This is a genomic window from Edwardsiella piscicida (genome assembly GCF_021733145.1).
Taxonomy (GTDB): domain Bacteria; phylum Pseudomonadota; class Gammaproteobacteria; order Enterobacterales; family Enterobacteriaceae; genus Edwardsiella; species Edwardsiella piscicida.
The window spans coordinates 706,131-727,850 of record NZ_CP090968.1 but is presented as its reverse complement, the minus strand read 5'-3'; the positions used below and the strand labels follow the sequence as shown (position 1 = coordinate 727,850).

21 protein-coding genes are annotated in these 21,720 nt (G+C 62.2%); 7 read left to right on the top strand and 14 right to left on the bottom strand.

The window, feature by feature from the left end:
• Positions 1–13: 13 nt before the first annotated feature.
• Positions 14–592 carry a 1,6-anhydro-N-acetylmuramyl-L-alanine amidase AmpD gene (ampD, locus tag L1P05_RS03260; protein WP_041692486.1) on the bottom strand — a complete coding sequence of 193 codons (579 nt, stop codon included), beginning with the start codon at positions 590–592 and terminating at the stop codon, positions 14–16.
• 247 nt (positions 593–839) lie between these two features.
• Between ampD and ppdD the strand changes: the two genes are divergently transcribed.
• The 3 genes from ppdD to L1P05_RS03245 are packed head-to-tail and all read left to right on the top strand — an operon-like array spanning position 840 to position 3,804.
• Positions 840–1,292, top strand: a complete 453-nt coding sequence (ppdD, locus tag L1P05_RS03255) for a prepilin peptidase-dependent pilin (protein WP_012847525.1) — start codon at positions 840–842, stop codon at positions 1,290–1,292.
• Positions 1,289–2,611 (top strand): GspE/PulE family protein, encoded by a 1,323-nt coding sequence (locus tag L1P05_RS03250; protein WP_012847524.1) that lies wholly within the window; start codon positions 1,289–1,291, stop codon positions 2,609–2,611. Before ppdD ends, L1P05_RS03250 begins: the two co-directional genes overlap by 4 nt.
• Before the next feature lie 50 nt (positions 2,612–2,661).
• The gene (locus L1P05_RS03245; RefSeq protein ID WP_012847523.1) at positions 2,662–3,804 is read left to right on the top strand and encodes a type II secretion system F family protein; all 1,143 of its coding nucleotides are present in this window, start codon (positions 2,662–2,664) and stop codon (positions 3,802–3,804) included.
• A 53-nt stretch (positions 3,805–3,857) separates the two neighbouring features.
• Here L1P05_RS03245 and L1P05_RS03240 read toward each other — a convergent pair whose 3' ends face one another.
• On the bottom strand, positions 3,858–4,904 hold the full coding sequence (locus tag L1P05_RS03240; RefSeq protein WP_012847522.1) for a GMP reductase: 1,047 nt from the start codon (positions 4,902–4,904) through the stop codon (positions 3,858–3,860).
• A gap of 309 nt (positions 4,905–5,213) precedes the next feature.
• Between L1P05_RS03240 and coaE the strand changes: the two genes are divergently transcribed.
• Genes coaE through yacG form a run of 3 tightly spaced genes read left to right on the top strand, consistent with a single transcriptional unit; the run spans position 5,214 to position 6,813 of the window.
• On the top strand, positions 5,214–5,840 hold the full coding sequence (coaE, locus tag L1P05_RS03235; protein WP_012847521.1) for a dephospho-CoA kinase: 627 nt from the start codon (positions 5,214–5,216) through the stop codon (positions 5,838–5,840).
• A complete protein-coding gene (zapD, locus tag L1P05_RS03230) occupies positions 5,837–6,589 on the top strand; it encodes a cell division protein ZapD (protein WP_012847520.1) in 753 nt (250 codons plus the stop codon). The genes coaE and zapD overlap by 4 nt, the downstream gene beginning before the upstream one ends.
• A gap of 23 nt (positions 6,590–6,612) precedes the next feature.
• Positions 6,613–6,813, top strand: coding sequence for a DNA gyrase inhibitor YacG (gene yacG / locus L1P05_RS03225; protein ID WP_012847519.1), 201 nt, complete (start codon positions 6,613–6,615; stop codon positions 6,811–6,813).
• A 57-nt stretch (positions 6,814–6,870) separates the two neighbouring features.
• Here the strand turns inward: yacG and mutT are convergent, their stop codons facing one another.
• From mutT to secM, 3 genes are all read right to left on the bottom strand, one after another.
• Positions 6,871–7,281 carry an 8-oxo-dGTP diphosphatase MutT gene (gene mutT / locus L1P05_RS03220; protein ID WP_012847518.1) on the bottom strand — a complete coding sequence of 137 codons (411 nt, stop codon included), beginning with the start codon at positions 7,279–7,281 and terminating at the stop codon, positions 6,871–6,873.
• 93 nt (positions 7,282–7,374) lie between these two features.
• Positions 7,375–10,083, bottom strand: coding sequence for a preprotein translocase subunit SecA (gene secA / locus L1P05_RS03215; RefSeq protein ID WP_012847517.1), 2,709 nt, complete (start codon positions 10,081–10,083; stop codon positions 7,375–7,377).
• Between the two features lie 71 nt (positions 10,084–10,154).
• Positions 10,155–10,655 carry a secA translation cis-regulator SecM gene (secM, locus tag L1P05_RS03210; protein ID WP_012847516.1) on the bottom strand — a complete coding sequence of 167 codons (501 nt, stop codon included), beginning with the start codon at positions 10,653–10,655 and terminating at the stop codon, positions 10,155–10,157.
• 45 nt (positions 10,656–10,700) lie between these two features.
• On the opposite strand from secM, the gene L1P05_RS03205 reads away from it, so the two are divergent.
• Positions 10,701–11,237 (top strand): DUF721 domain-containing protein, encoded by a 537-nt coding sequence (locus tag L1P05_RS03205; protein WP_012847515.1) that lies wholly within the window; start codon positions 10,701–10,703, stop codon positions 11,235–11,237.
• A gap of 9 nt (positions 11,238–11,246) precedes the next feature.
• On the opposite strand, the gene lpxC is transcribed toward L1P05_RS03205, so the two are convergent.
• The 9 genes from lpxC to murD all read right to left on the bottom strand — a co-directional run bounded on the left by lpxC (position 11,247) and on the right by murD (position 21,720).
• Positions 11,247–12,164: a UDP-3-O-acyl-N-acetylglucosamine deacetylase gene (gene lpxC, locus L1P05_RS03200; protein WP_012847514.1), complete on the bottom strand. Its 918-nt coding sequence runs from the start codon at positions 12,162–12,164 to the stop codon at positions 11,247–11,249.
• Positions 12,165–12,269: 105 nt separating this feature from the next.
• Positions 12,270–13,430, bottom strand: coding sequence for a cell division protein FtsZ (gene ftsZ / locus L1P05_RS03195; protein WP_012847513.1), 1,161 nt, complete (start codon positions 13,428–13,430; stop codon positions 12,270–12,272).
• Between the two features lie 69 nt (positions 13,431–13,499).
• Entirely contained in the window at positions 13,500–14,756 is a 1,257-nt protein-coding gene (gene ftsA / locus L1P05_RS03190) for a cell division protein FtsA (RefSeq protein ID WP_012847512.1), read from the bottom strand.
• A complete protein-coding gene (gene ftsQ / locus L1P05_RS03185; RefSeq protein ID WP_015460953.1) occupies positions 14,753–15,616 on the bottom strand; it encodes a cell division protein FtsQ in 864 nt (287 codons plus the stop codon). The genes ftsA and ftsQ overlap by 4 nt, the downstream gene beginning before the upstream one ends.
• Position 15,617: 1 nt before the next feature.
• Entirely contained in the window at positions 15,618–16,538 is a 921-nt protein-coding gene (locus L1P05_RS03180; protein ID WP_012847510.1) for a D-alanine--D-alanine ligase, read from the bottom strand.
• Positions 16,539–16,544: 6 nt separating this feature from the next.
• Positions 16,545–18,008 (bottom strand): UDP-N-acetylmuramate--L-alanine ligase, encoded by a 1,464-nt coding sequence (gene murC / locus L1P05_RS03175; RefSeq protein WP_015683232.1) that lies wholly within the window; start codon positions 18,006–18,008, stop codon positions 16,545–16,547.
• 60 nt (positions 18,009–18,068) lie between these two features.
• Entirely contained in the window at positions 18,069–19,148 is a 1,080-nt protein-coding gene (gene murG / locus L1P05_RS03170; protein ID WP_012847508.1) for an undecaprenyldiphospho-muramoylpentapeptide beta-N-acetylglucosaminyltransferase, read from the bottom strand.
• A complete protein-coding gene (ftsW, locus tag L1P05_RS03165) occupies positions 19,145–20,332 on the bottom strand; it encodes a cell division protein FtsW (RefSeq protein WP_034168165.1) in 1,188 nt (395 codons plus the stop codon). Before ftsW ends, murG begins: the two co-directional genes overlap by 4 nt.
• A 71-nt stretch (positions 20,333–20,403) precedes the next feature.
• On the bottom strand, positions 20,404–21,720 hold the full coding sequence (gene murD / locus L1P05_RS03160; protein WP_012847506.1) for a UDP-N-acetylmuramoyl-L-alanine--D-glutamate ligase: 1,317 nt from the start codon (positions 21,718–21,720) through the stop codon (positions 20,404–20,406).

Genomic DNA, 21,720 nt, shown 5'->3' with positions numbered 1-21,720 from the left:
GGTATCTCTCTCTTCAGTGACGATCGGGGGTGGCGACGGATCCGGCCAACGCCGTCCGCAGTAAACGATGGTACTCATCCCAGCGGAACGCCGGGCCGGGATCGGTTTTACGCCCGGGGGCGATATCGCTATGGCCGGTCACCCGCGTCGGTGATATCGGGTAGTGACGCATCAACAGCGCGCTGATCTCTACCAGCGCCCGATACTGCGGCGGGGTATACGCCAGCGTATCCATCCCCTCCAGCTCAATGCCCACAGAAAAATCATTACAGCGCTCGCGCCCTTGATAGCGTGATACGCCGGCATGCCACGCCCGACGATCAAAAGGCACATACTGGACAATCTCGCCATCGCGCCGGATCAAGCAGTGCGCGGAGACCCGCAGCCCCTGCAATCCGACAAAGAAGGGATCATCGTCACACGCCAGCGTACCGCTGAACAGGCGGTCGATATAGGGACCGCCGAACTTTCCCGGAGGCAGACTGATATTGTGGATCACCAGCAGGGAGGGCAGCTCCCCCTGCGGACGCGCATCACAATGTGGCGACGGCACGCGCCGCGCGCCCGTCAGCCACCCCTGCTCTAATTGCATCACTAACGCGACCTCCCGCGATTCAAACTGCCTACAGGGTAGCATGATTCGTCGTTCGCGCCGCCCCCTCTCCGCGAGAAGCCGCTGAAAAGCAACGCCCCATTCTATAGCATACGCCGCACCCCTGACGGACACCGGCGCAACCGATGCCGCTAAGCCTCGGCGCGGCGCGCAGCCTGCGTCGGCGCGACTCGTCGGCCGCGGCTCGCTCAAGCACACTCACCTGACGCAACCCGTGGAGGTGTCTATGTCATCACAGCACGGCTTCACCCTGCTGGAGCTCATGATCGTAATCGCCATCATCGCCATTCTCGGCGCCATCGCCGTGCCGGCCTATCAACGCTACCTGCAAAAAGCGGCCATGACGGATGTTCTACAGGCGGTCACCCCCTACCGCACCGAGGTCGAACTCTGTGCGCTGGAGCAGGGCAGCCTCTCCGCCTGCAGCGAAGCGCAGCTGGGGCTGGCGGCATTTCCGCCCTCGACCTACCTCAGCACCCTGAGCGTCGATGCGGGCATTATCTCACTGAGCGGCCAGCAAACGCTGGCCGGTCTGCGGGTGACGCTAACGCCAACGCTGGATCGCCGCGCGGGGACCCTGCGGTGGCAGCAGCGCTGCCAGAGCGAAGAGAATAACGCCGCGCTGCTGGAGGCCTGTCGCAGCGTCCTGCGCGAGACCGACGACGGAGAGAGACCATGAGCGATCTCCAGCGGCTCTGCCGCCGCTATCGCTGCCGTCTGCTGCATCAGGATCGGCACAGCATTATCGTCGGCGGGCTGAACGAGGCGCCCGCCGCGCTGCTGGAGGCCATCCGCTTCGCGACCGGTCTGGATGCCCAGTGGCGCCCGCTGAGCCGCCGGCAGTCAGAGGAGGAGGAGGCGCTGTATCCCGCCACGGAAGATACCCAAACTGCCCCACAGCTGGAGCAGCTGCTGCTACATGCGCTGCGGCGACGCGCCTCTGACATCCACCTGGAACCCCTGGAGACACGGGGGCAAGTACGGCTGCGTATCGACGGGGTACTGCACCCGCTGGCAGACTACCCCACGCTGCAATTCACCCGTTTAGTGACTCGCCTGAAGGTATTAGCAGGTCTGGATATCGCCGAGCGACGCCTGCCTCAGGACGGTCAGCTGCGCATCCCCCTGAGCGAGCAAACGCACAGCTTTCGCCTCTCTACGCTTCCGACGCTGCACGGTGAAAAAGCGGTGCTGCGCCAGGTCAGCACGCGGGAAACGCCCCGAAGCCTAGCCCGACTGGGGCTGAGCCCCGCACAGCGTCAGACGCTGGCTCAGGCGTTAGCGCAGCCCCAGGGGCTGATTTTAGTGACCGGGCCAACCGGCAGCGGAAAAACCGCGACCCTCTACGCGGGACTACGCCGGCTTAACGCGCAGACGCTCAATATTTGCAGCGTTGAAGATCCCATTGAAACACCGCTGGAAAACATCAATCAGACCGCGATAGCCCCGCGCGCCGGGCTGCAGTTTGCCACCGTACTGCGCGCCCTGCTGCGCCAAGATCCCGACGTCATCATGATCGGGGAGATCCGCGATGAAACCACCGCGCATATCGCCGTTAACGCCGCCCAAACCGGGCATCTGGTACTCTCGACCCTACACACCAATAGCGCCGCCCAAACCCTGACCCGCCTGCTACAGCTGGGCATCGCCCCCTATCTACTGGCCGATAGCCTGCTGTTGGTCATCGCCCAGCGACTGGTGCGTCGCCTGTGCCGCCACTGTCGCCAGCGAGAGCCTGACGCCGGCCGTCCCAGCTGGCTGCCGGGCGAGTGTGCCCACTGCAGCGGCGGCTACCGCGGTCGGCGCGCCCTGTTTGAGCTTCTGACGCCGACGCCCACCCTACGCCAGGCCATGCGCAGCGGCGCTGACAGCGCCCGACTGCAGCAGTTGGCCGAAGCGCAGGGGATGCTCCCGCTACACACCACGGCCCAACGTCTGGCCGAACAGGGAAAGACCTCCTGGGGGGAAGTTCTACGGGTGCTGGGACCGCAGGCGTGAAGCCCCGGCTGTATCACTGCCGGCTCATCGATCGGGATGGACGGGGATGGATGGAAACGCGGCTCGGGCTCAGCCGTCGTCATCTGCGCCGCGAGCTTGCGGCGCGTGGCGTCCTGCCGCTCGCTATCGTCACCGCCCGCCGCCCGCTGCGCTATCGCTGGCATGGTGGCGCCTGCAGCGACTTTATTGCCCAGTTGGCCGATCTGCTGGAGGCGGGGGTACCGCTGCTCTCGGCGCTGGATCTGATGGCTAACGGCCACCCCCACGCCGAGTGGCGGGCGCTGATCCACCAACTGAGCCACGAGGTTGCCGATGGGCTGACGCTCTCCCAGGCGCTGCGCGGGCAGTCCGCCATTTTTCCGCCGCTGTACGGTCGAGCCCTGGCGGCGGCGGAGCAAAGCGGCGCGTTGGCCGAGGTCTGCCGCCAGCTGGCCCGCCAGCAGCAGCAGGCGCACGCGCTGCGCCAACGCCTGCTGCGCGCGCTGCGCTATCCACTGTTCCTGCTGTCGGTCGCGCTACTGATCGCGCTGGGCATGCTGTTAACCCTGCTGCCGCAGTTTGCCCAGCTGTACGCCTCGCTCGATGCGCCGCTGCCCTGGCTGACCCAGCGGCTCCTAACGTTGGCCGACGCGCTGCGTCAGGGCTGGCGCCGGATGGCCGTGGGTATCCTGCTGGCCGGACTCGCTCTGCTCGCGCTGCGCCGTCGCGGCCCGCGGCTGCAGCGCACGCTGCAGCACCTCGCCCTGCGCCTTCCGGGCTACGGCGCTCTGCTGCGCGATGTCACCCTCGCGCAGCTGTTTCAAATGCTGGCACTGATGCTACAGGCCGGGATCACGCTGCCGGCGGCGTTAAACTGCTGCCGCCGCTCTCTACCGCTGGCGGCCTATCGCCGCGCCCTGCATAGCGGCGTGCTGCGCCTACGTCAGGGAGAGCTGTTATCAGCGGCCCTGCGCGATCCGCACCTTTTCCCGCCCCAGTGTCGACAGCTGATCCGCCAGGGAGAGGCCGCGGGGCGCCTCGCCGCCGTCAGCCGCCATCTGGGAGAGTTCTATCGCCACAGCGCACAGCGGCGCGGTGAGACACTGGCCACGCTGGCGGAGCCGGCCATGCTCATGATAAGCGCAGCCCTGATAGCCCTGCTGGTGCTGGCCATGTACCTGCCCATTCTGCGTCTGGGCAACGTTATGCAATAACGCCGGCAATCGCCGGCGTTATTGATACGGAGCAGAATTCTCTACGCAAGCGCTCAATCGGCTTGGCCAAAGACTCGGTTCTCCTGCTCGGCCACTCGGATAAAGGTCGTACGCTTGGTCAGCTCTTTGAGGCGAGATGCCCCGACGTAGGTGCAGGCAGAGCGCAGACCGCCCAAAATATCACGCACGGTATTTTCCACCGGACCACGCAGCGGCAGGCTAACGGTCTTCCCCTCCGCGGCGCGATAGTCTGCGACGCCGCCGACGTGGCGGTTCATCGCCGAGGCCGAGCTCATACCGTAGAACAGCATCATCTTACGCCCCTGCTCTTCAACAATGCGCCCTTCGCACTCCTCATGGGCCGCCAGCATACCGCCCAGCATCACGAAGTCCGCGCCGCCGCCAAACGCTTTAGCCACGTCACCCGGCACGGTACAGCCGCCATCGGACACGATCTGCCCGCCCAGCCCGTGTGCGGCATCGGCGCACTCAATGACGGCGGAGAGCTGCGGATAACCGACGCCGGTCTTGACCCGGGTGGTGCACACGGAGCCGGGGCCAATTCCCACCTTAACAATATCGGCGCCGGAGAGGATCAGCTCCTCCACCATCTCACCGGTGACCACGTTGCCGGCGCAGATCACTTTATCCGGGCAAGCGTCGCGCGCCTTGCGCAGAAAATCTACGAAGTGTTCGGAGTAACCGTTGGCGACATCGATACAGATGAACTTCAGGGACGGCGAAAGCGCGAGGATCTGACGCAGCTTGATAAAGTCCGCCTCGGAGGTCCCGGTCGAGACCATCACATGGCGCAGCGTTTCTTCGCCAACGCTGGAGACAAAGGCCTGCCACTGCTCCACGCTGTAGTGCTTGTGCACGGCGGTCAGCACATCAAAACCGGCCAGCACGCGCGCCATGCTGAACGTGCCGACGGTGTCCATGTTGGCGGCAATCAGCGGAACGCCCGACCACTGCCAGCCGCTGTGCTTAAAGTGATACTCGCGGGCGAGCTCAACATCAGAGCGGCTTTTCAGCGTAGAACGCTTCGGACGGATCAGGACATCTTTAAAACCCAGCTTCAGATCTTCTTCAATGCGCATGAGATACTTTCCTGGTTAATGGCGGCAATATTAGAGAAAATGTGATCATACAAACGATTGGCTGCCGTATGACGCCAGTTCCAGTGACGTTATCATACGCAGGAATAACGCGGCGACAAGTCTGCTTTTTCAACAAAATTTCAGGTAAACTGATCTGAATTTACCCACGATAATCGGCCTTAGCATACCCTCGGTATCGCCTTCTGCCGCACGCGTGACTTGCACTTACCGTCAGGTCCATTATGATCCGCAGGTTCGCCGATTTTTCCGCGCAGCTCACGCCCGCGCACAGTCTCGCAGGATCTCCTCATGGCATACACAGTTGCTCTCACCGGCGGTATCGGCAGCGGTAAATCCACCGTGGCTGAGGCCTTTGCCCGCCTCGGCGTGCCGCTGGTCGATGCCGACGTCATCGCTCGCCAGATGGTCGCGCGGGGACAGCCGGCGCTGGCGCAGATTGCGGCCCACTTCGGCGCGCGGGTTTTACGGGCAGACGGCAGCCTGGATCGCGCCGCCCTACGCCATATCGTTTTTGCCCAGCCGCAGGAAAAGGCCTGGCTTAACGCCCTGCTGCACCCGCTTATCCAGGCGGAGACCCAGCGCCAGCTGGCGCAGATAGCCGCCCCCTACGCCCTGTGGGTGGTGCCATTGCTGATCGAAAATCACCTCACGGCGCAGGCGGATCGCATCGCGGTCGTCGATCTGCCCGTCGACCTGCAGCTGACGCGCACTCAGGCGCGCGATGGCATCAGCCCTGAACAGGCGCAGCGTATCCTGGCCGCCCAGACCACGCGGGAGCAGCGCCTGGCCTGCGCCGATGATATTATTGATAACAGCGGGTCCGCCGATGCGCTGGCCCCACAGGTCGCCGTCCTGCATCGCCGCTATCTGGCGCTCGCGCAGGCGGCGGCCGCCTCGACAGGATCACAAGCATGAGTGACGCCGCTCCGACCATACTGTTTGAATACCCGCTCAATGAAAAAATGCGCACCTGGCTGCGCCTGGAGTTTCTGCTGCAGCAGCTGTTGCAGCATCGGCCACAGCGCGATACCAGCGGTGCCCTCACCTTCTTTCGTACCCTGTCTGACCTGCTCGACGTGCTGGAGCGGGGCGAGGTGCGCACCGATCTGCTCAAAGAGCTGGAGCGCCAGCAGCGCAAGCTGATGCAGTGGCTCAACGCGCCGGGCGTCGATCAGGAGATGATCCATGCGCTGAGCCAGCGTCTCAAGCAGCAGGCCGCCGTCCTGATGGCGGCACCGCGTATCGGCCAGACGCTGCGCGAAGACCGCCTGGTCGCCTTAGTACGCCAGCGCCTGGGGATCCCCGGCGGCTGCTGCAGCTTTGATCTGCCGACGCTCTATCTGTGGCTGAGCCAAGATCAGGCCACGCGCGATCGTCAGATCGACGTCTGGATAGCCTCGTTGGCACCGCTGACGGACAGCCTGACGCTGGTGCTGGATCTGCTGCGAAAGGCCGCCGCCTTTAAGCCGATGACCAGCCTACACGGCTTCTATCAAGATAATGCCGACGGCGCCGACATGCTGCGTATTCAGCTGGCGCTGGAGCTGCAAATCTATCCGCAGGTTTCCGGCCATAAAAGCCGCTTTGCCATTCGCTTTCTGCCGTTGGACAGCGAGCAGGGCGTGGTGCCGGATCGCCTGTCGTTCAATCTGGCCTGCTGCTAAGCGGCGGCCTTAGGGAGTTAGCAATGGAAAACGAGATCATCACCGTCGCCTGCCCAACCTGCGGCAGCACGGTTATCTGGGGAGAACGGAGTCCTTACCGTCCGTTCTGCAGCAAACGCTGCCAGCTTATCGATCTGGGCGAATGGGCCAACGAAGAGAAGCGCATCGCCAGCGACGCGGCCCACTCCGACAGCGAAGAGTGGAGTGAGGGCGACGAGCGCTGAGGCTTCGGCCCCTCGCCCATCGCAAAAAAGGCGCCTGAGAGGCGCCTTTTTTGTACGCTATCCCTGCGCGCGCAGGGCGTCGATAATCGCCCGGTTCGGCGCCGGAAAATCGTCGGCGCACAGCGAGGCTACCGCGGCCCAGCGGGTCTCCTGCCCTTCTCGGCCACAGGGATCCCCCTGCCAGGCGCTGACTAAAAAGAAGTGCAGCACCACCCGCCGATCGCTGAAGGTATGCTCGATACGCCGCAGCAGCTGCGCTGACGCCGGTGCTACCGCGATCCCCACCTCCTCTTGCAGCTCACGCGCCAGCGCCTGCTGGGCGTGCTCTCCCGGCTCAATTTTACCGCCGGGAAACTCCCACAGACCGGCCAGGTGGCTGCCGGACTGACGCCGGGCAATAAAGATCTCCCGCCGCGCGTTGCGAATAATCCCGACGGCAATCTGCAGCGTCGGCACCGACTGGGTCATATCTACCTCTCCTTGGGCGCGGGATACCCATAAGATAAAAAACAGGGAGGCGCACTGCGCTTCCCTGTCGATGATTACCTGATGCTCAAGCTATCAGGCGTTGAGGCGGCCATGGCACTGCTTATACTTCTTGCCGGAGCCGCACGGGCAGGGATCGTTGCGCCCGATCTTGCGTTCGCCGGTCTGAGACGCCATCTCCTGCGCCGCCGCACTCTGATCGTCCAAATGGCTCAGCTGCTGCTGACGGGCCAGACGCTCGGCGTCCTCGCGGCGCTGGCGCTCCAGCGCCTCGACCTCTTCCGGCATCCGCACCTGCACCTTGCTCAGCACGCTGATCACCTCATACTTAAGGGACTCCAGCATCGCCGCAAACATGGCAAAGGACTCACGCTTGTACTCCTGCTTGGGATCCTTCTGCGCATAGCCACGCAGGTGGATACCCTGACGCAGGTAGTCCATCGCCGCCAGATGCTCTTTCCACAGGGAGTCCAGGGTCTGCAGCATGATGCCTTTTTCAAAGCTGCGCATCATTTCGCTGCCGACCACCTCTTCCTTGCTCTGATAGCGCTCTATCGCCATCGTCAGGATACGCTCGCGCAGCGTCTCCTCATGCAGCTCCGGCTCTTTATCCAGCCACTCCGTAATCGGCAGCTCCAGATCGAAATCGTTACGCAGACGCTCTTCCAACCCAGCGACGTCCCACATTTCCTCCAGGGACTGCGGCGGGATATAGCTGTCGATCACCACCTTAAAGACATCCTCACGGATGCTGTTGATGGTATCCAGCACATCGCCGCCGTCCAGCAGTTCGTTACGCTGAGCATAGATGGCGCGACGCTGATCGTTGGCAACGTCATCGTACTCCAGCAGCTGTTTACGGATATCGAAGTTACGGCTCTCCACTTTACGCTGCGCATTGGCGATCGCCTTGGTCACCCACGGGTGCTCAATGGCCTCGCCCGGCTTCATCCCCAGCTTACGCATCATGTTGGCCACGCGGTCAGAGGCGAAGATACGCATCAGGGAGTCTTCCAGCGACAGATAGAAACGGGAAGAGCCCGCATCGCCCTGACGACCGGAGCGGCCGCGCAGCTGGTTATCGATACGGCGCGACTCATGGCGCTCGGTGCCGATAATGTGCAGGCCGCCGGCGGCCAGCACCGCGTCGTGACGCGTTTGCCACTCCGCTTTAATCGCCTCGATCTGCGCTGGGGTCGGTGACTCCAGCTGCGCGATCTCCGCCTGCCAGCTGCCGCCCAGCACGATATCGGTACCGCGGCCGGCCATGTTGGTGGCGATGGTGACCGCGCCCGGCTGACCGGCCTGAGCAACAATATCGGCCTCTTTGGCGTGGAACTTGGCATTCAGCACGCTGTGGGCGATACCGGCCTTCGTCAGCTCATGAGAGACCGTTTCAGATTTTTCGATGGAGACCGTACCCACCAGCACCGGCTGCCCTTTGGCCGTACGCTCACGGATATCTTCGATGATCGCCGCGATCTTGTCCTGCTCGGTCATGTACACCAGATCCGGCAAATCCTTACGGATCATCGGACGGTTGGTCGGCACCACGATGGTATCCAGCTTATAGATCGAGCTGAATTCGAAGGCTTCGGTATCGGCGGTACCGGTCATCCCGGCCAGCTTCTCATACAGTCGGAAGTAGTTCTGGAAGGTAATAGAGGCCAGCGTCTGGTTTTCGTTCTGGATCTGAACCCCTTCCTTAGCCTCCACCGCCTGATGCAGACCGTCTGACCAGCGGCGCCCCTGCATGGTACGACCGGTGTGCTCATCGACGATGATGACCTCGCCCTCTTTCACGATGTAGTCCACATCGCGGGTAAACAGCGCGTGGGCGCGCAGCGCCGCGGTCACGTGGTGCATCAGCATGATGTTGGCCGGGGAGTACAGGGATTCACCCTCATCCATAATGCCGGCGCCGGCCAGCAGCTCTTCAATCAGCACCAGGCCGCGCTCCGTCAGGTTAACCTGGCGGGTCTTTTCATCGAGGGAGTAGTGTCCATCGCCCTGGAACGTATCGGAATCCTCTTTCTCCTGACGCTTCAGGTGCGGGATCAGCTTGTCGACCTTGATGTACAGCTCAGAGCTATCCTCTGCCGGACCGGAGATGATCAGCGGCGTACGCGCCTCATCGATCAGGATGGAGTCCACCTCATCCACCAGCGCATAGTGCAGCTTACGCTGAACGCGCTCTTCCGGGCTGAACGCCATATTGTCGCGCAGGTAGTCAAAACCGTATTCGTTGTTGGTACCGTAGGTGATGTCGGCCGCATAGGCAGCGCGCTTCGCCGGCGCCGCCATGCCCGGCAGGTTGATGCCGACGCTCAGGCCGAGGAACTCAAACAGCGGGCGGTTGTTTTCGGCGTCACGCTGGGCCAAATAGTCGTTGACGGTCACCACGTGTACCCCTTTACCGGTCAGGGCATTCAGGTAGGCCGGCAGGGTCGCCGTCAGGGTTTTACCCTCACCGGTGCGCATCTCTGCGATGCAGCGCTCGTTCAGCACCATGCCGCCCAGCAGCTGCACGTCAAAGTGACGCATGCCAAACACGCGCTTGCTGGCCTCACGGACGGTGGCAAACGCCTCCGGCAGCAGGCTGTCCAACGCGGCGCCCTGCGCCAGGCGCTCACGAAACTCGACGGTCTTCGCCTTCAGCTGCTCATCGCTGAGCTGCTCCATCTCCGGCTCCATGCGGTTAATCTGCTCAACCACTTTACGCATGCGGCGCAGGGTACGATCGTTACGGCTGCCAAAAACCTTGGTCAATAATTTAATTAACATAGTTATACAATCTCTCATGGGTGGCCCAAACCACCCGGATCAAAACGCGGACAAAAAGGGAAACGGTAAACTCAGGCGGCGACAGCGGGACCGGCGCGGATCCCCTGAACCCGGGCCAGCCATAGCGCAGGGAGGTGGCCATGGGACGACGGCACGCAGCGCGACGGCCGCGAGTACGGCGGCGTAACATAGAGCGTAGGCTGACGCGTCAGCAGTGAACTGAGCGAGCTGAGCAGCACCAGATGCTGGCGCTGCTGCTCTGCAGATAGGCGATATTGGGCGTGCGACGGCGCCAGGTGGCTGCTCAGCTGACGGATAGCGATCCGCAGCGCGTACTGATGCCAGTAGTCCACCCCCTGTCCCCGGCGCTTGCCGGACAGCAGCTGCAGGGAGACATGGCTGTGATGTGCGGCGATCAGCCGCTGCAGGGTAATGGTCTGCGCAGAGGGGCGCGGCTGCTCAGCGTTGGCCAGCGACGGAGCGCCAAGCGTCGCCGCCACCATCCCCCACAGGAGATGCGGCCAAAAATAACGTCTGCCAAACTGTCGCCAACGCTTTAGAATACCAATCACATGCCGTACCGAATCAATAGCCCTAATAGCCGCGGAGCCGTATTTATGCGTGATAGTCGCCCACAATCCCTGGATACCCTGCTGGATGACAACGCCGCCGTTGACGGCATTCTCAAAAACGTTCAGCAACGCGCAGTGGCATTACTCCGACTCGATCGGGCAGTACAGGCCCTGCTGCCAGCGCCGCTGAAACCGTTTTGCCGCGTCGCCAACTTTCGTCAGGGCATTCTGGTGCTGGAAGTCGCCAACGCCAGTTGGCTGATGCGCCTGCGCTATGAGCAGAGCAGTCTACTTTCCGCACTCAGGGGAGAGATTTTACCATCATTGTCATCGATCGACACCAGGATTAATCCCGCCCTGATGTCTCAGTGTGGGAAAAATGCGCAGTCGTTCGCACAGGCAAGGCAGGAAGAGGCGCAGGCGGAGACGGTAATGCGCACGCTGAGCGTAGAAAGCGCACAGCAGCTACGCTGGCTAGCCAGTCAAAGTCCGGAGGGATTACGCAAAAAACTAGAACGACTGGCTGCGCTGGCCGGAGAGAGTACCGACACAGCCAGTCGTGATAAGAAGCGACGCTCCTGAGCCCGTGGATTAGGCCAGAACGGTCGACGGTGCGCGGAATGCCAGCGGCATCTCCTCACCGTCTTCAAAGGTCACCAGCTCCCACGCTTCCTGCTTCGCCAACACGGTCTGCAGCAGACGGTTGTTCAACGCATGGCCGGATTTGAACGCGGTAAAGGCGCCGATGATATTGTGCCCGCACATGAACAGGTCACCGATAGCATCCAGCATCTTGTGGCGCACAAACTCATCCTCAAAACGCAGGCCGTCTTCGTTCAGCACGCGGTAGTCATCCACGACAATGGCGCAGTCAAAGCTGCCGCCCAGGCACAGGCCACGGGACTGCAGGTACTCAATGTCGCGCATGAAGCCAAAGGTACGCGCACGGCTAATCTGACGCACGAACGCATCGGCAGAGAAGTCCAGGCTGTAGCGCTGCGTACTGGCGTCGATGGCCGGATGGTTGAAGTCGATGGTGAAGTCCAGGCTAAAGCCGTTATACGGCGCCAGCTCGGCCCACTTATCACCGTCCTCGACCCGTACGGCCTCTTTGAGGCGCAGGAATTTCTTGGCGCAGTTCAGCTCGTCAATTCCGGCATCCAGCAGCAGGAAGACAAACGGCGCGGCGCTGCCGTCCATGATCGGAATTTCAGCCGCGTCGACCTCGATAACCAGGTTATCGATCCCTAACCCCGCCAGGGCGGCGTTCAGGTGCTCTACGGTAGAAATACGCACATCATGCTCATTAACCAGGCAAGTACAGAGCATGGTGTCACGCACCGATTTGGCATCAGCCGGGAAATCGACCGGAGGATTCAAGTCAGTGCGACGATAGATGATCCCGGTGTTTGCCGCAGCCGGGCGCATGGTCAGCGTGACTTTCTTGCCGGTATGCAACCCGACACCCGTCGCCTGAACGATACGTTTTATGGTCCGTTGTTTGATCATCGTGTTATCTCGCAGTGTTTATCCGTCCAACCACCTCTAAATGATAATTACTATACATTAAAGGCGGCAAGACAGTTTAGCACAAAGAGCGGAGATCCCCAATACTCAGTCGGCCTGCTTACGCAGGAAGGCCGGAATATCCAGGTAGTCGTCAGACTCTTTTCCGCTCGGCACGCTCTGATCGTTAACCACTTTGGCCACGGCCGGCTTGCTCTCCTGCGGCAGCGGCGACAGGCCGTGCTGCTGGTAGCGCTGGTCGATCACCGGCTGCTGCCCCTGCTTATTGGACACCAGGGTGATCTCCGGACGCTTGTCCATGCCAATGCCGGTGGCCACGACGGTTACGCGCAGCTCATCGTTCATATCCGGGTCGAGAGAGGTACCGATAACCACCGTCGCGTTGTCAGAGGCGAAGGCGCGAATGGTGTTACCGACGGTCTCAAACTCGTCCAGACGCAGGTCAAAGCCCGCGGTGATGTTAACCAGTACGCCGCGGGCGCCGGACAGATCGATGTCCTCCAGCAGCGGAGAAGAGATCGCCATTTCGGCCGCTTCTTCCGCGCGGTCTTCCCCGCTGGCCATGCCGGAGCCCATCATGGCGTAGCCCATTTCAGACATCACGGTACGTACGTCGGCAAAGTCGACGTTCATCAGGCCCGGACGGGTGATCAGTTCGGCAATACCCTGTACCGCCCCCTTCAACACGTCGTTGGCCGCGCCGAAGGCATCCAGCAGGGAGATACCGCGACCCAGCACCTTAAGCAGCTTATCGTTGGGGATGGTGATCAGCGAATCGACGTGCTTGGACAGCTCGGCGATCCCCTGCTCGGCAAACGCCATACGACGCTTACCTTCAAAGTTAAACGGCTTGGTGACCACGGCAACGGTTAGGATGCCCAGCTCTTTTGCCACTTCCGCCACGACCGGCGCCGCGCCGGTGCCGGTGCCACCGCCCATGCCGGCAGCGATAAAGACCATATCGGCGCCATCCAGCGCAGAGCGCAGCGCTTCGCGATCTTCTTCCGCCGCATTGCGTCCGACCTCCGGATTAGCGCCCGCGCCCAGCCCTTTAGTAATGCCGCTGCCGATCTGTATCGTCTGGCCAACGGCCGTCTTACGCAGGGCCTGTGCGTCGGTGTTCACCGCAAAAAACTCAACGCCTTCAATGCGTTCACGCACCATGTGCTCAACGGCGTTGCCGCCGCCGCCGCCGACGCCGATGACTTTAATCACCGCGTCATTGGTTAATTCCATTGGTTCAAACATAGTTTCTCTCCGTCTTGTGCCTGTCGCTACGGAATCATTAACGCGTAGAATGATCCCTTTTTTCAAACATTAAAACTCTTTTCTCAGCCAGCCATTGATTTTCTTAAACCAATTGCCAACTGAGGCACGTTTTTCGACTTCGGCCTCACCGCTCAGGTGTGACTCTTTGCCGTAATGCAACAGCCCAACCGCCGTGGAATAGTACGGCGCCTGGGCATAATCCGTCAGGCCGGTGATGTTCAGCGGCTGCCCGATGCGCACCTGGGTATGGAACACGCGCTGGGCGCAGGCGGCAAGCCCCTCGATCTGCGCCGCACCGCCGGTCAGGACAATGCCTGCCGCCAGGTGATGCTTCACGCCCTGCTGACGCAGCTGCTCCTGCAGCTGCAGCAGCTCATCGTTGACCAGGTTCAGCAGCTCGGCGTAGCGCGGCTCGATCACCTCGGCCAGGGTTTGACGCTGCAGGCTGCGCGGCGGGCGTCCCCCCACGCTCGGCACCTCAACGCTTTCATCCTTGCTGACCAGCGAACCCAGCGCGCAGCCGTAGCGCACTTTAATCGCTTCGGCGTCCGTCGGCGGGGTGCCGAAGGCGTAGGCGATATCGCTGGTCACCACGTTGCCCGCGTAGGGGATCACCTTGGTATGACGCAGCGCACCGCCGGTATAGACAGCCATGTCCATGGTGCCGCCGCCGATATCCACCACGCAAACGCCCAGCTCACGCTCATCTTCCGTCAGCACCGCATAGCTGGAGGCCAGACCGGCAAAAATCAGCTGATCCACCTTCAGACCACAGCGCTCCACCGCCTTCACAATATTCTTCGCCATATCATTATGACAGGTGATCAGGTGAACCTTGGCCTGCATCCGCACGCCGGACAGTCCCACCGGATTTTTAATCCCTTCCTGATAATCAATGGCATATTCTTGAGGAATCACATGTAAAACCCGGTGCTCATCGCGAACGCGCACCGATTTTGCGGTATGCACCACATTTTCCACGTCTTCCTGGGTCACTTCTTCCTCCGAGATCGGCACCATCCCGATCTCGTTCTGGCAGCTGATATGCTTGCCAGACAGCGCCAGATACACGGACGATATCTGACAGTCCGCCATCAGCTCCGCCTGATCGATGGCGCGCTGCACGCATTTCACCACCGACTCCAAATCGTTAACGCCGCCCTTGTCCATGCCGCGCGACGGGCAGCTGCCCACGCCGATAATATTGACCATGCCATCGGGCAGAACCTCCCCTACCAGCGCAGCGACTTTTGCCGTACCGATCTCCAGCCCAACTACCAGTTTTCTGTCCGTCGACTTGATCATTGTTGTTTAGCCTGTGCCTGATTCTGTTGCTGATTCTGTTGCTGATTCGCGCCAGCCGGCGGCGTATCGATATACGCCGGCGCCCAGCCTACCGCAGCGCCACTGTCATAACGCAGATCCACATAACTAACACGCTGATGCGTGGCCTGGGCCTGCTGCTGTAGCGCAGGATAGAGTTCGTCAAAGCGGGCCAGCCGCCCGGCGACATCCTCGCGCCCCAGCTCCAGGCGGATATCGTTATCCAGCCCCAGCTGCCATGAGTGACGGGCACTCATTGAGACCATCTTCAGCGTAAAGTTATCCTTCGCCAGCGTCTTGCTCATCGCGCGATAACCTTCCAGGACATCCATTTCACTGCCCTCCGGCCCATACAGCAGCGGCAACGGCTGTTTGCCGGTTCTGTCGGCCGGAACGCTAAACGACTTGCCGTCGCTGTCTACCAAACGCAAATCGTTCCAGCGCGCCACGGGGACATACTCCACCACGTGGATCTTCAGCTCATTCGGCCACTGCTTACGCACGCTGGCCTGCTTAATCCACGGCAAACGCTCTATCTGCTGCTGGATCACATCCACATTCTGGGTCATAAAGGTCCCCGGCGGACCCAGCGCCAGGATCGCCTGGCGAATATCGTCGTTGCGCGTAAAGTGGCGCTCTCCGGTCACAACCAGCTTGGACATCGGCATCCGGCTGGCGTCCTTCATCCAGTTGACGACCACCCAGCCACCCCAGCCGATACCGGCCAACACCAACAGCAGAAACAACATCCCTGCCAGACGCATCCCGTTGCTGCGCCGCAGACGGATGCGGCTACGGGGTGAACCGCTCGGTTCCCGCGAGTTCAGGGCTGCCTGAGACATATCAATCCGCTAACTCCAAAATCCGCACCACCAGCTGTGAAAAACGCATTCCGGCCTGACGGGCGGCCATCGGAACCAGGCTGTGGCTGGTCATCCCCGGCGCCGTGTTCACCTCCAGCAGGCAGAACTCACCGGCGGCATCCTGCATCACATCCACCCGCCCCCAGCCGCTGCATCCCAACGCCTTATAGGCTCGGCGTACCAGCGCCGCCAGCGCCTGCTCCTGCTCATCGCTCAGGCCGCTGGGGCAGAAGTACTCGGTCTTATCCGATAAGTACTTGGCCTCATAATCATAGAACGCGCCGGCCGCCTGGATACGGATCGACGGCAAAATTTCATCGCCGATAAAGGCCACGGTGTATTCTGGACCGGCGAGCCATTTCTCGATCAGGATCTCGTCATCATGGCGCAGCGCCTCAACCAGCGCCGGATCGAACTCGCACGGCTCGCTGACCTTACTCATGCCGACGCTGGAGCCCTCGCGGCTGGGCTTCACGATCAGCGGCAGGCCGAGATCGTTAATCTCGCGCAGCGTATCCATGGTCAACCCTTCGTCAAACTGCTCGCGACTGATGGCAACGTAGGGCGCCACCGGCAGCCCGGCGGCCTGCCACACCTGCTTGGAGCGCAGCTTATCCATGGTCAGCGCCGATGCCATCACCCCGCTGCCGGTATAGGGCAGCTGCAGAAACTCCAGCACCCCCTGCAGGGTGCCATCCTCGCCGCCGCGACCGTGCAGGGCGATAAATACCCGCTCAAAGCCGGCTTCCCGTAATTGTGTTGCAGGAAACCGCATTGTATCAACCGGATAAGCATCGATACCGGCCTCTTTCAGACCATTCAGTACCGCCTGCCCCGACAGCAGGGAGACGTCGCGCTCGGCAGAGGTGCCGCCCAGCAATACCGCTACTTTTTCTGCCATCGTCGTTTACTCCATTACCGCGGACGGCTGCAGGCGGCATTCCGCCAGCACCCGCGCCACTCGGCCAATATTACCGGCGCCCTGAGTCAGAATCAGGTCGCCCTCTTGCAGGAACTGCGCCAGCGTCTGCGCCAGCGTCGCCGGCTCCGACACCAGCACCGGATCCAGCTTGCCGCGCCCGCGAATGGTTCGGCACAGCGAGCGGCTGTCTGCGCCGGGGATCGGATGCTCGCCGGCAGGATACACATCCAACATCAGCAGTACATCCACCTGCGACAGCACATTGGCAAAGTCATCATACAGATCGCGGGTGCGGGTAAAGCGGTGCGGCTGGAAAACCATCACCAGGCGGCGATCCGGCCAGCCCGCGCGGGCGGCCTTAATGGTGGCATCCACCTCCGTCGGATGATGACCGTAGTCATCCACCAGCATCACCTTGCCCGGCTTATTGTTGACGTGCTGCAGGCTAAACTCGCCCAGGAAGTCAAAGCGACGCCCGGTGCCCTGAAACCCGCCCAGCGCGCGCAGAATAGCCTCATCGTCGATCCCCTCTTCGCTGGCTACCGCCGCAGCGGCGGCCGCATTCAGGGCATTGTGGCGCCCCGGCGCATTCAGGGTCACCGCCAGACGCGGACGATCCTGGCGGCACAGGAAGAAGGTCCCCTGGGCGCCGCACTGGCGGTACTCCTCAATGCGGACATCGGCATCCTGGCTAAAGCCATAGGTGGTCACCTGGCGCCCGACGCGCGGCAGCAGCTCGCGGATCACCGGATCGTCGATGCACAGCACCGCCCGACCATAGAACGGCAGGTTGTGCAGAAAGTTAATAAAGGTCTGCTTCAGGTTTTCGAAGTCGCCGTGATAGGTATCCATATGGTCGGCTTCGATATTGGTAACGATCGCCACCATCGGCTGCAGGTGCAGGAACGAGGCATCGCTCTCATCGGCCTCGGCGATCAGATAGCGACTGGAGCCTAGGCGAGCGTGCGTGCCGGCCGCCTTCACCAGACCGCCGTTGACAAAGGTCGGGTCCAGCCCGGCCTCTGCATAAATACTGGAGACCATCGCCGTGGTGGTGGTCTTACCGTGGGTTCCAGCAATAGCGATACCGTGGCGGAAACGCATCAGCTCCGCCAGCATCTCCGCGCGGCGGATCACCGGAATCCGCGCCTCGCGGGCGGCGATAATCTCCGGATTATCGGCGGCGATCGCGGTGGAGACGACCACGACGCTGGCATCGCGCACGTTTTCCGGGCGATGGTTAAAATAGATCTGCGCGCCCAGCTCACTCAGCTGCTGGGTCACCGCGTTGGGTGCCAGATCGGAGCCGCTGATCTGATACCCCTCGTTGGCCAGCACCTCTGCAATACCGCCCATGCCAGCGCCGCCGATGCCGACAAAGTGAATGTGCCGGACACGGCGCATCTCCGGCACCATGGTACGCAGTTTAGCGAGCTGTTGAGTATTCACTGTCTTGTTCACTTTAATCCGTTTTCACTGTCCGGGTCGGTCGCCCCACCCGGGTTGATATTAACGCGCTACGTCGCAGATCGCCTCGGCGACCCGCTGGGTCGCATCGGTGATCGCCGCCGCCCGGGCCTTTTCCGCCATCAGTAGCAGCGTAGGGCGATCCCACCCCGCCAGCGTCTCTACCACCGCATCGACGCTAAAATCGGGCTGTTCAATAATTCTGGCGGCGCCGGTACGTGCCAGCGCCGCCGCGTTCCAGTACTGCTGACGATCCTTGTGCATAAAGGGCACAAACAGCGCCGGGAGACCGGCGGCGGCGATCTCGCTGACCGTCAATGCGCCGGATCGGCATACGACGACGTCGGCCCAGGCATAGGCCGCCGCCATATCGTCAATAAACTCGGTCACCCGATGTTCCGACAGCCCCAGGCGCTGATACTCCGCCTCGACCGACGACTGGGCCCCTTTCCCGGTCTGATGCCACAGGGTCACCCGCTCCCCAAGACGCGCCGCCACCGCGGGCAGCGTCTGGTTCAGGATCCGGGCGCCCTGGCTGCCGCCGACCACCAGCACCCGAACGGGGCCGGTGCGTCCGGCCATACGCTGCGCCGGCGCCGGCAGCGCCAGCACATCTTCACGCACCGGATTTCCCACTACCGGAGCATGGGGAAAGGCGCCGGGAAACGCCTGCAGTACCCGCTTAGCGATCTTGGACAGCCAGCGGTTGGTCAAACCGGCGATCCCGTTCTGCTCGTGCAGTACCACCGGAACGCCGCACAGCCAGGCGGCCAGGCCGCCCGGACCGGAGACATAGCCCCCCATCCCCAGCACCGCATCGGGACGATAGGCCTTGATAATTCGCCGCGCCTGCAGCACCGCGCGCGCGATGCGGAACGGGGCGCCGAGCAGCGCCTTAAGCCCTTTGCCGCGCAGGCCCGAAATCTGAATAAAGTCGATCTCGATGCCGTGCTGTGGAACCAGCTGCGCCTCCATGCGATCCGCGGTACCCAACCAGCGGATCTGCCATCCCTGCGCCTGCAGATAGTGCGCCACCGCCAGCCCTGGGAACACGTGTCCCCCGGTGCCGCCGGCCATGACCATCAGCCGTTTGTTTCCTTGATGATTCGCCGCGCCGCTCATCGTGACCCCTTAACCACCGCCTGGGCGTTCGCCTGACGGGTTTCATAATCAATGCGCAGCAAAAATACCAGCGCCGTAGACATAATAATCAGGCTGGAGCCGCCGTAGCTTATCAGCGGCAGCGTCAGCCCTTTGGTCGGCAGCATGCCGGCCGCCGCGCCGACGTTAACCAACGCCTGAAAGCTGAACCAGACGCCGATGGCACAGGCCAGAAAACCGGAAAAACGCTGATCGGCCTCCAGCGCGCGCCGCCCGATAGACATCGCGCGAAAAGCGACGAAGAATACCATTAACAGCGTAAGAACCACACCGAAATAGCCCAGCTCTTCGCCGAGGATGGAGAAAATAAAGTCAGTGTGCGCCTCCGGCAAATACTCCAGCTTCTGAACCGAGTTTCCCAGCCCCTGCCCCCAAAACTCGCCGCGGCCAAACGCCATCAGCGACTGGGTCAGCTGGTAGCCGCTGCCGAACGGATCGGCCCACGGATTCCAGAACGACGTTACGCGTCGCATACGGTAGGGCTCGGCGATAATCAGCAGGATCACCGCGAAGATCCCCGACCCGATGATCGCCAGGAACTGCCACAGCTTCGCCCCCGCCAGGAACAGCAGCCCCAGCGTCGTCACAAACAGCACCACCACGGTTCCCAGATCCGGCTGCGCCAGCAGCAGCACCGCCAGCACCACCATCACCCCCATCGGCTTGCAGAAGCCCCAGAAGTTATTACGCACCTCATCGACCTTGCGCACCAGATAGCTGGCGAGATAGCAAAACAGAGACAGCTTAGAGAACTCCGCCGGCTGAATGCGCAGCGGTCCCAACGCGATCCAGCGCGAGGCGCCGTTAACCGAGCTGCCGACCACCAGCACCACGAGCAGCATCGCGACCGACAGCAGCAGCATCGCATTGCTCCAGCGCTGCCAAAACTCCATCGGAATGCGCAGGGTCACCATGGCGAGGCCGAAGGCCAGCGTCAGGTAAAGCGCGTCGCGCTTGGCAAACAGAAAGGGATCGTCCGCCAGACGCTGTCCAATAGGCATCGACGCCGAGGTCACCATGATAAAGCCCATCGCCGCGAGCCCAAAGGTCAGCCACAGCAGCGTCCGGTCATACAGAACCACCCCGGCGCTGTCGGCTTCGCCGGCGCCCATCACCCAGTCGCGCAGGCGCAGCGCGCCCCCCATCAGCGGCAGGGAAAAACGCGGCAGACGCAGGTGCGGCAGACGGGGGCGAGGCAGCGCGAGACGCAAACGCATCAGCCGAACTCCCGCGCCAGACGGGCAAACTCATCACCGCGCTGTTCGAAGTTTTTAAACTGATCCAGGCTGGCGCAGGCCGGTGAAAGCAGTACCATATCTCCCCCACGCGTCAGCGGCGCCAGAGCGCGTATCGCCTGCTCCAGGGTATCAAAGCGTCGGGACACCTCCGGTCGCAGCCGCATCAGCGGCTCGGCGTCGCGGCCAAAGCAGTACAGGCGGATACGATCGCCCTGCAGATAAGGCAGCAGCGGCGTAAAGTCCGCATCCTTACCATCGCCGCCCAGCAGCAGGTGCAGCGTGCCATCCAGATGAAGCCCCTTCAGCGCCGCCTCGGTGCTGCCGACGTTGGTCGCCTTAGAATCGTTAATCCAGCGTACGCCGCTGTGCTCCAGCACCAGCTGGAAACGGTGCGCCAAGCCGCGGAACGTCGTCAGCGCCCGCAGGCTGGACGCACGCGGCAGGCCGACGGCGTCCGCCAGCGCCAGCGCCGCTAGGGCATTGGTGTAATTATGCATGCCGGTAAGCTGCATCTCTTTGGTATTCAAAATCTTTTCACCGCGAACGCGCAGCCAGATCTCGCCCTGCTGGCGGTTGAGATGGTAATCGCCCACGTCGACGCCAAAGCTGACGCAGCGCGTATCGGCGCCGTGGATCGGCATGGTCAGCGCATCGTCCGCGTTGACCACGCAGGTCCGCGCGTTTTCATAGATGCGCAGCTTGGCCGCCCGATACTGCTGCAGCCCCAGCGGGTAGCGGTTCATGTGATCTTCGCTGACGTTCAGGATGGTCGCTGCCGCCGCCCTTAGGCTCGACGTGGTCTCCAGCTGAAAGCTGGAGAGCTCCAGGACATACAGGCGGCACTCATGCTTCAGCAGCGACAGGGCGGGCACCCCGATATTACCGCCGACCCCGACCTGCCAGCCTGCGGCACGGGCCATCTCGCCGACCAGCGTCGTCACGGTGCTTTTACCGTTAGAGCCGGTGATCGCCACGATCGGCGCCTGCGCCTCGCGGCAAAACAGCTCGATATCGCCGACGATCTCCACACCCGCCTGCGCCGCCCGATCCAGCGCCGGCGACGAGAGGGGGATCCCTGGGCTGGCGACGATCAGATCGGCGTCCATCAGCCATGACTGCTCAATGCTGCCCAGATGACGCTCGACGCTCGCCGGCAGCTTATCCAGCCCCGGCGGCGTTGCGCGGGTATCAATCACCCGCGGTACCACGCCGCGATCCATAAAGAAATCGACGCAGGAGAGGCCCGTCAGCCCCAGCCCGATGATTACGACCCTCTTCCCCTGATAGTCAGCCAT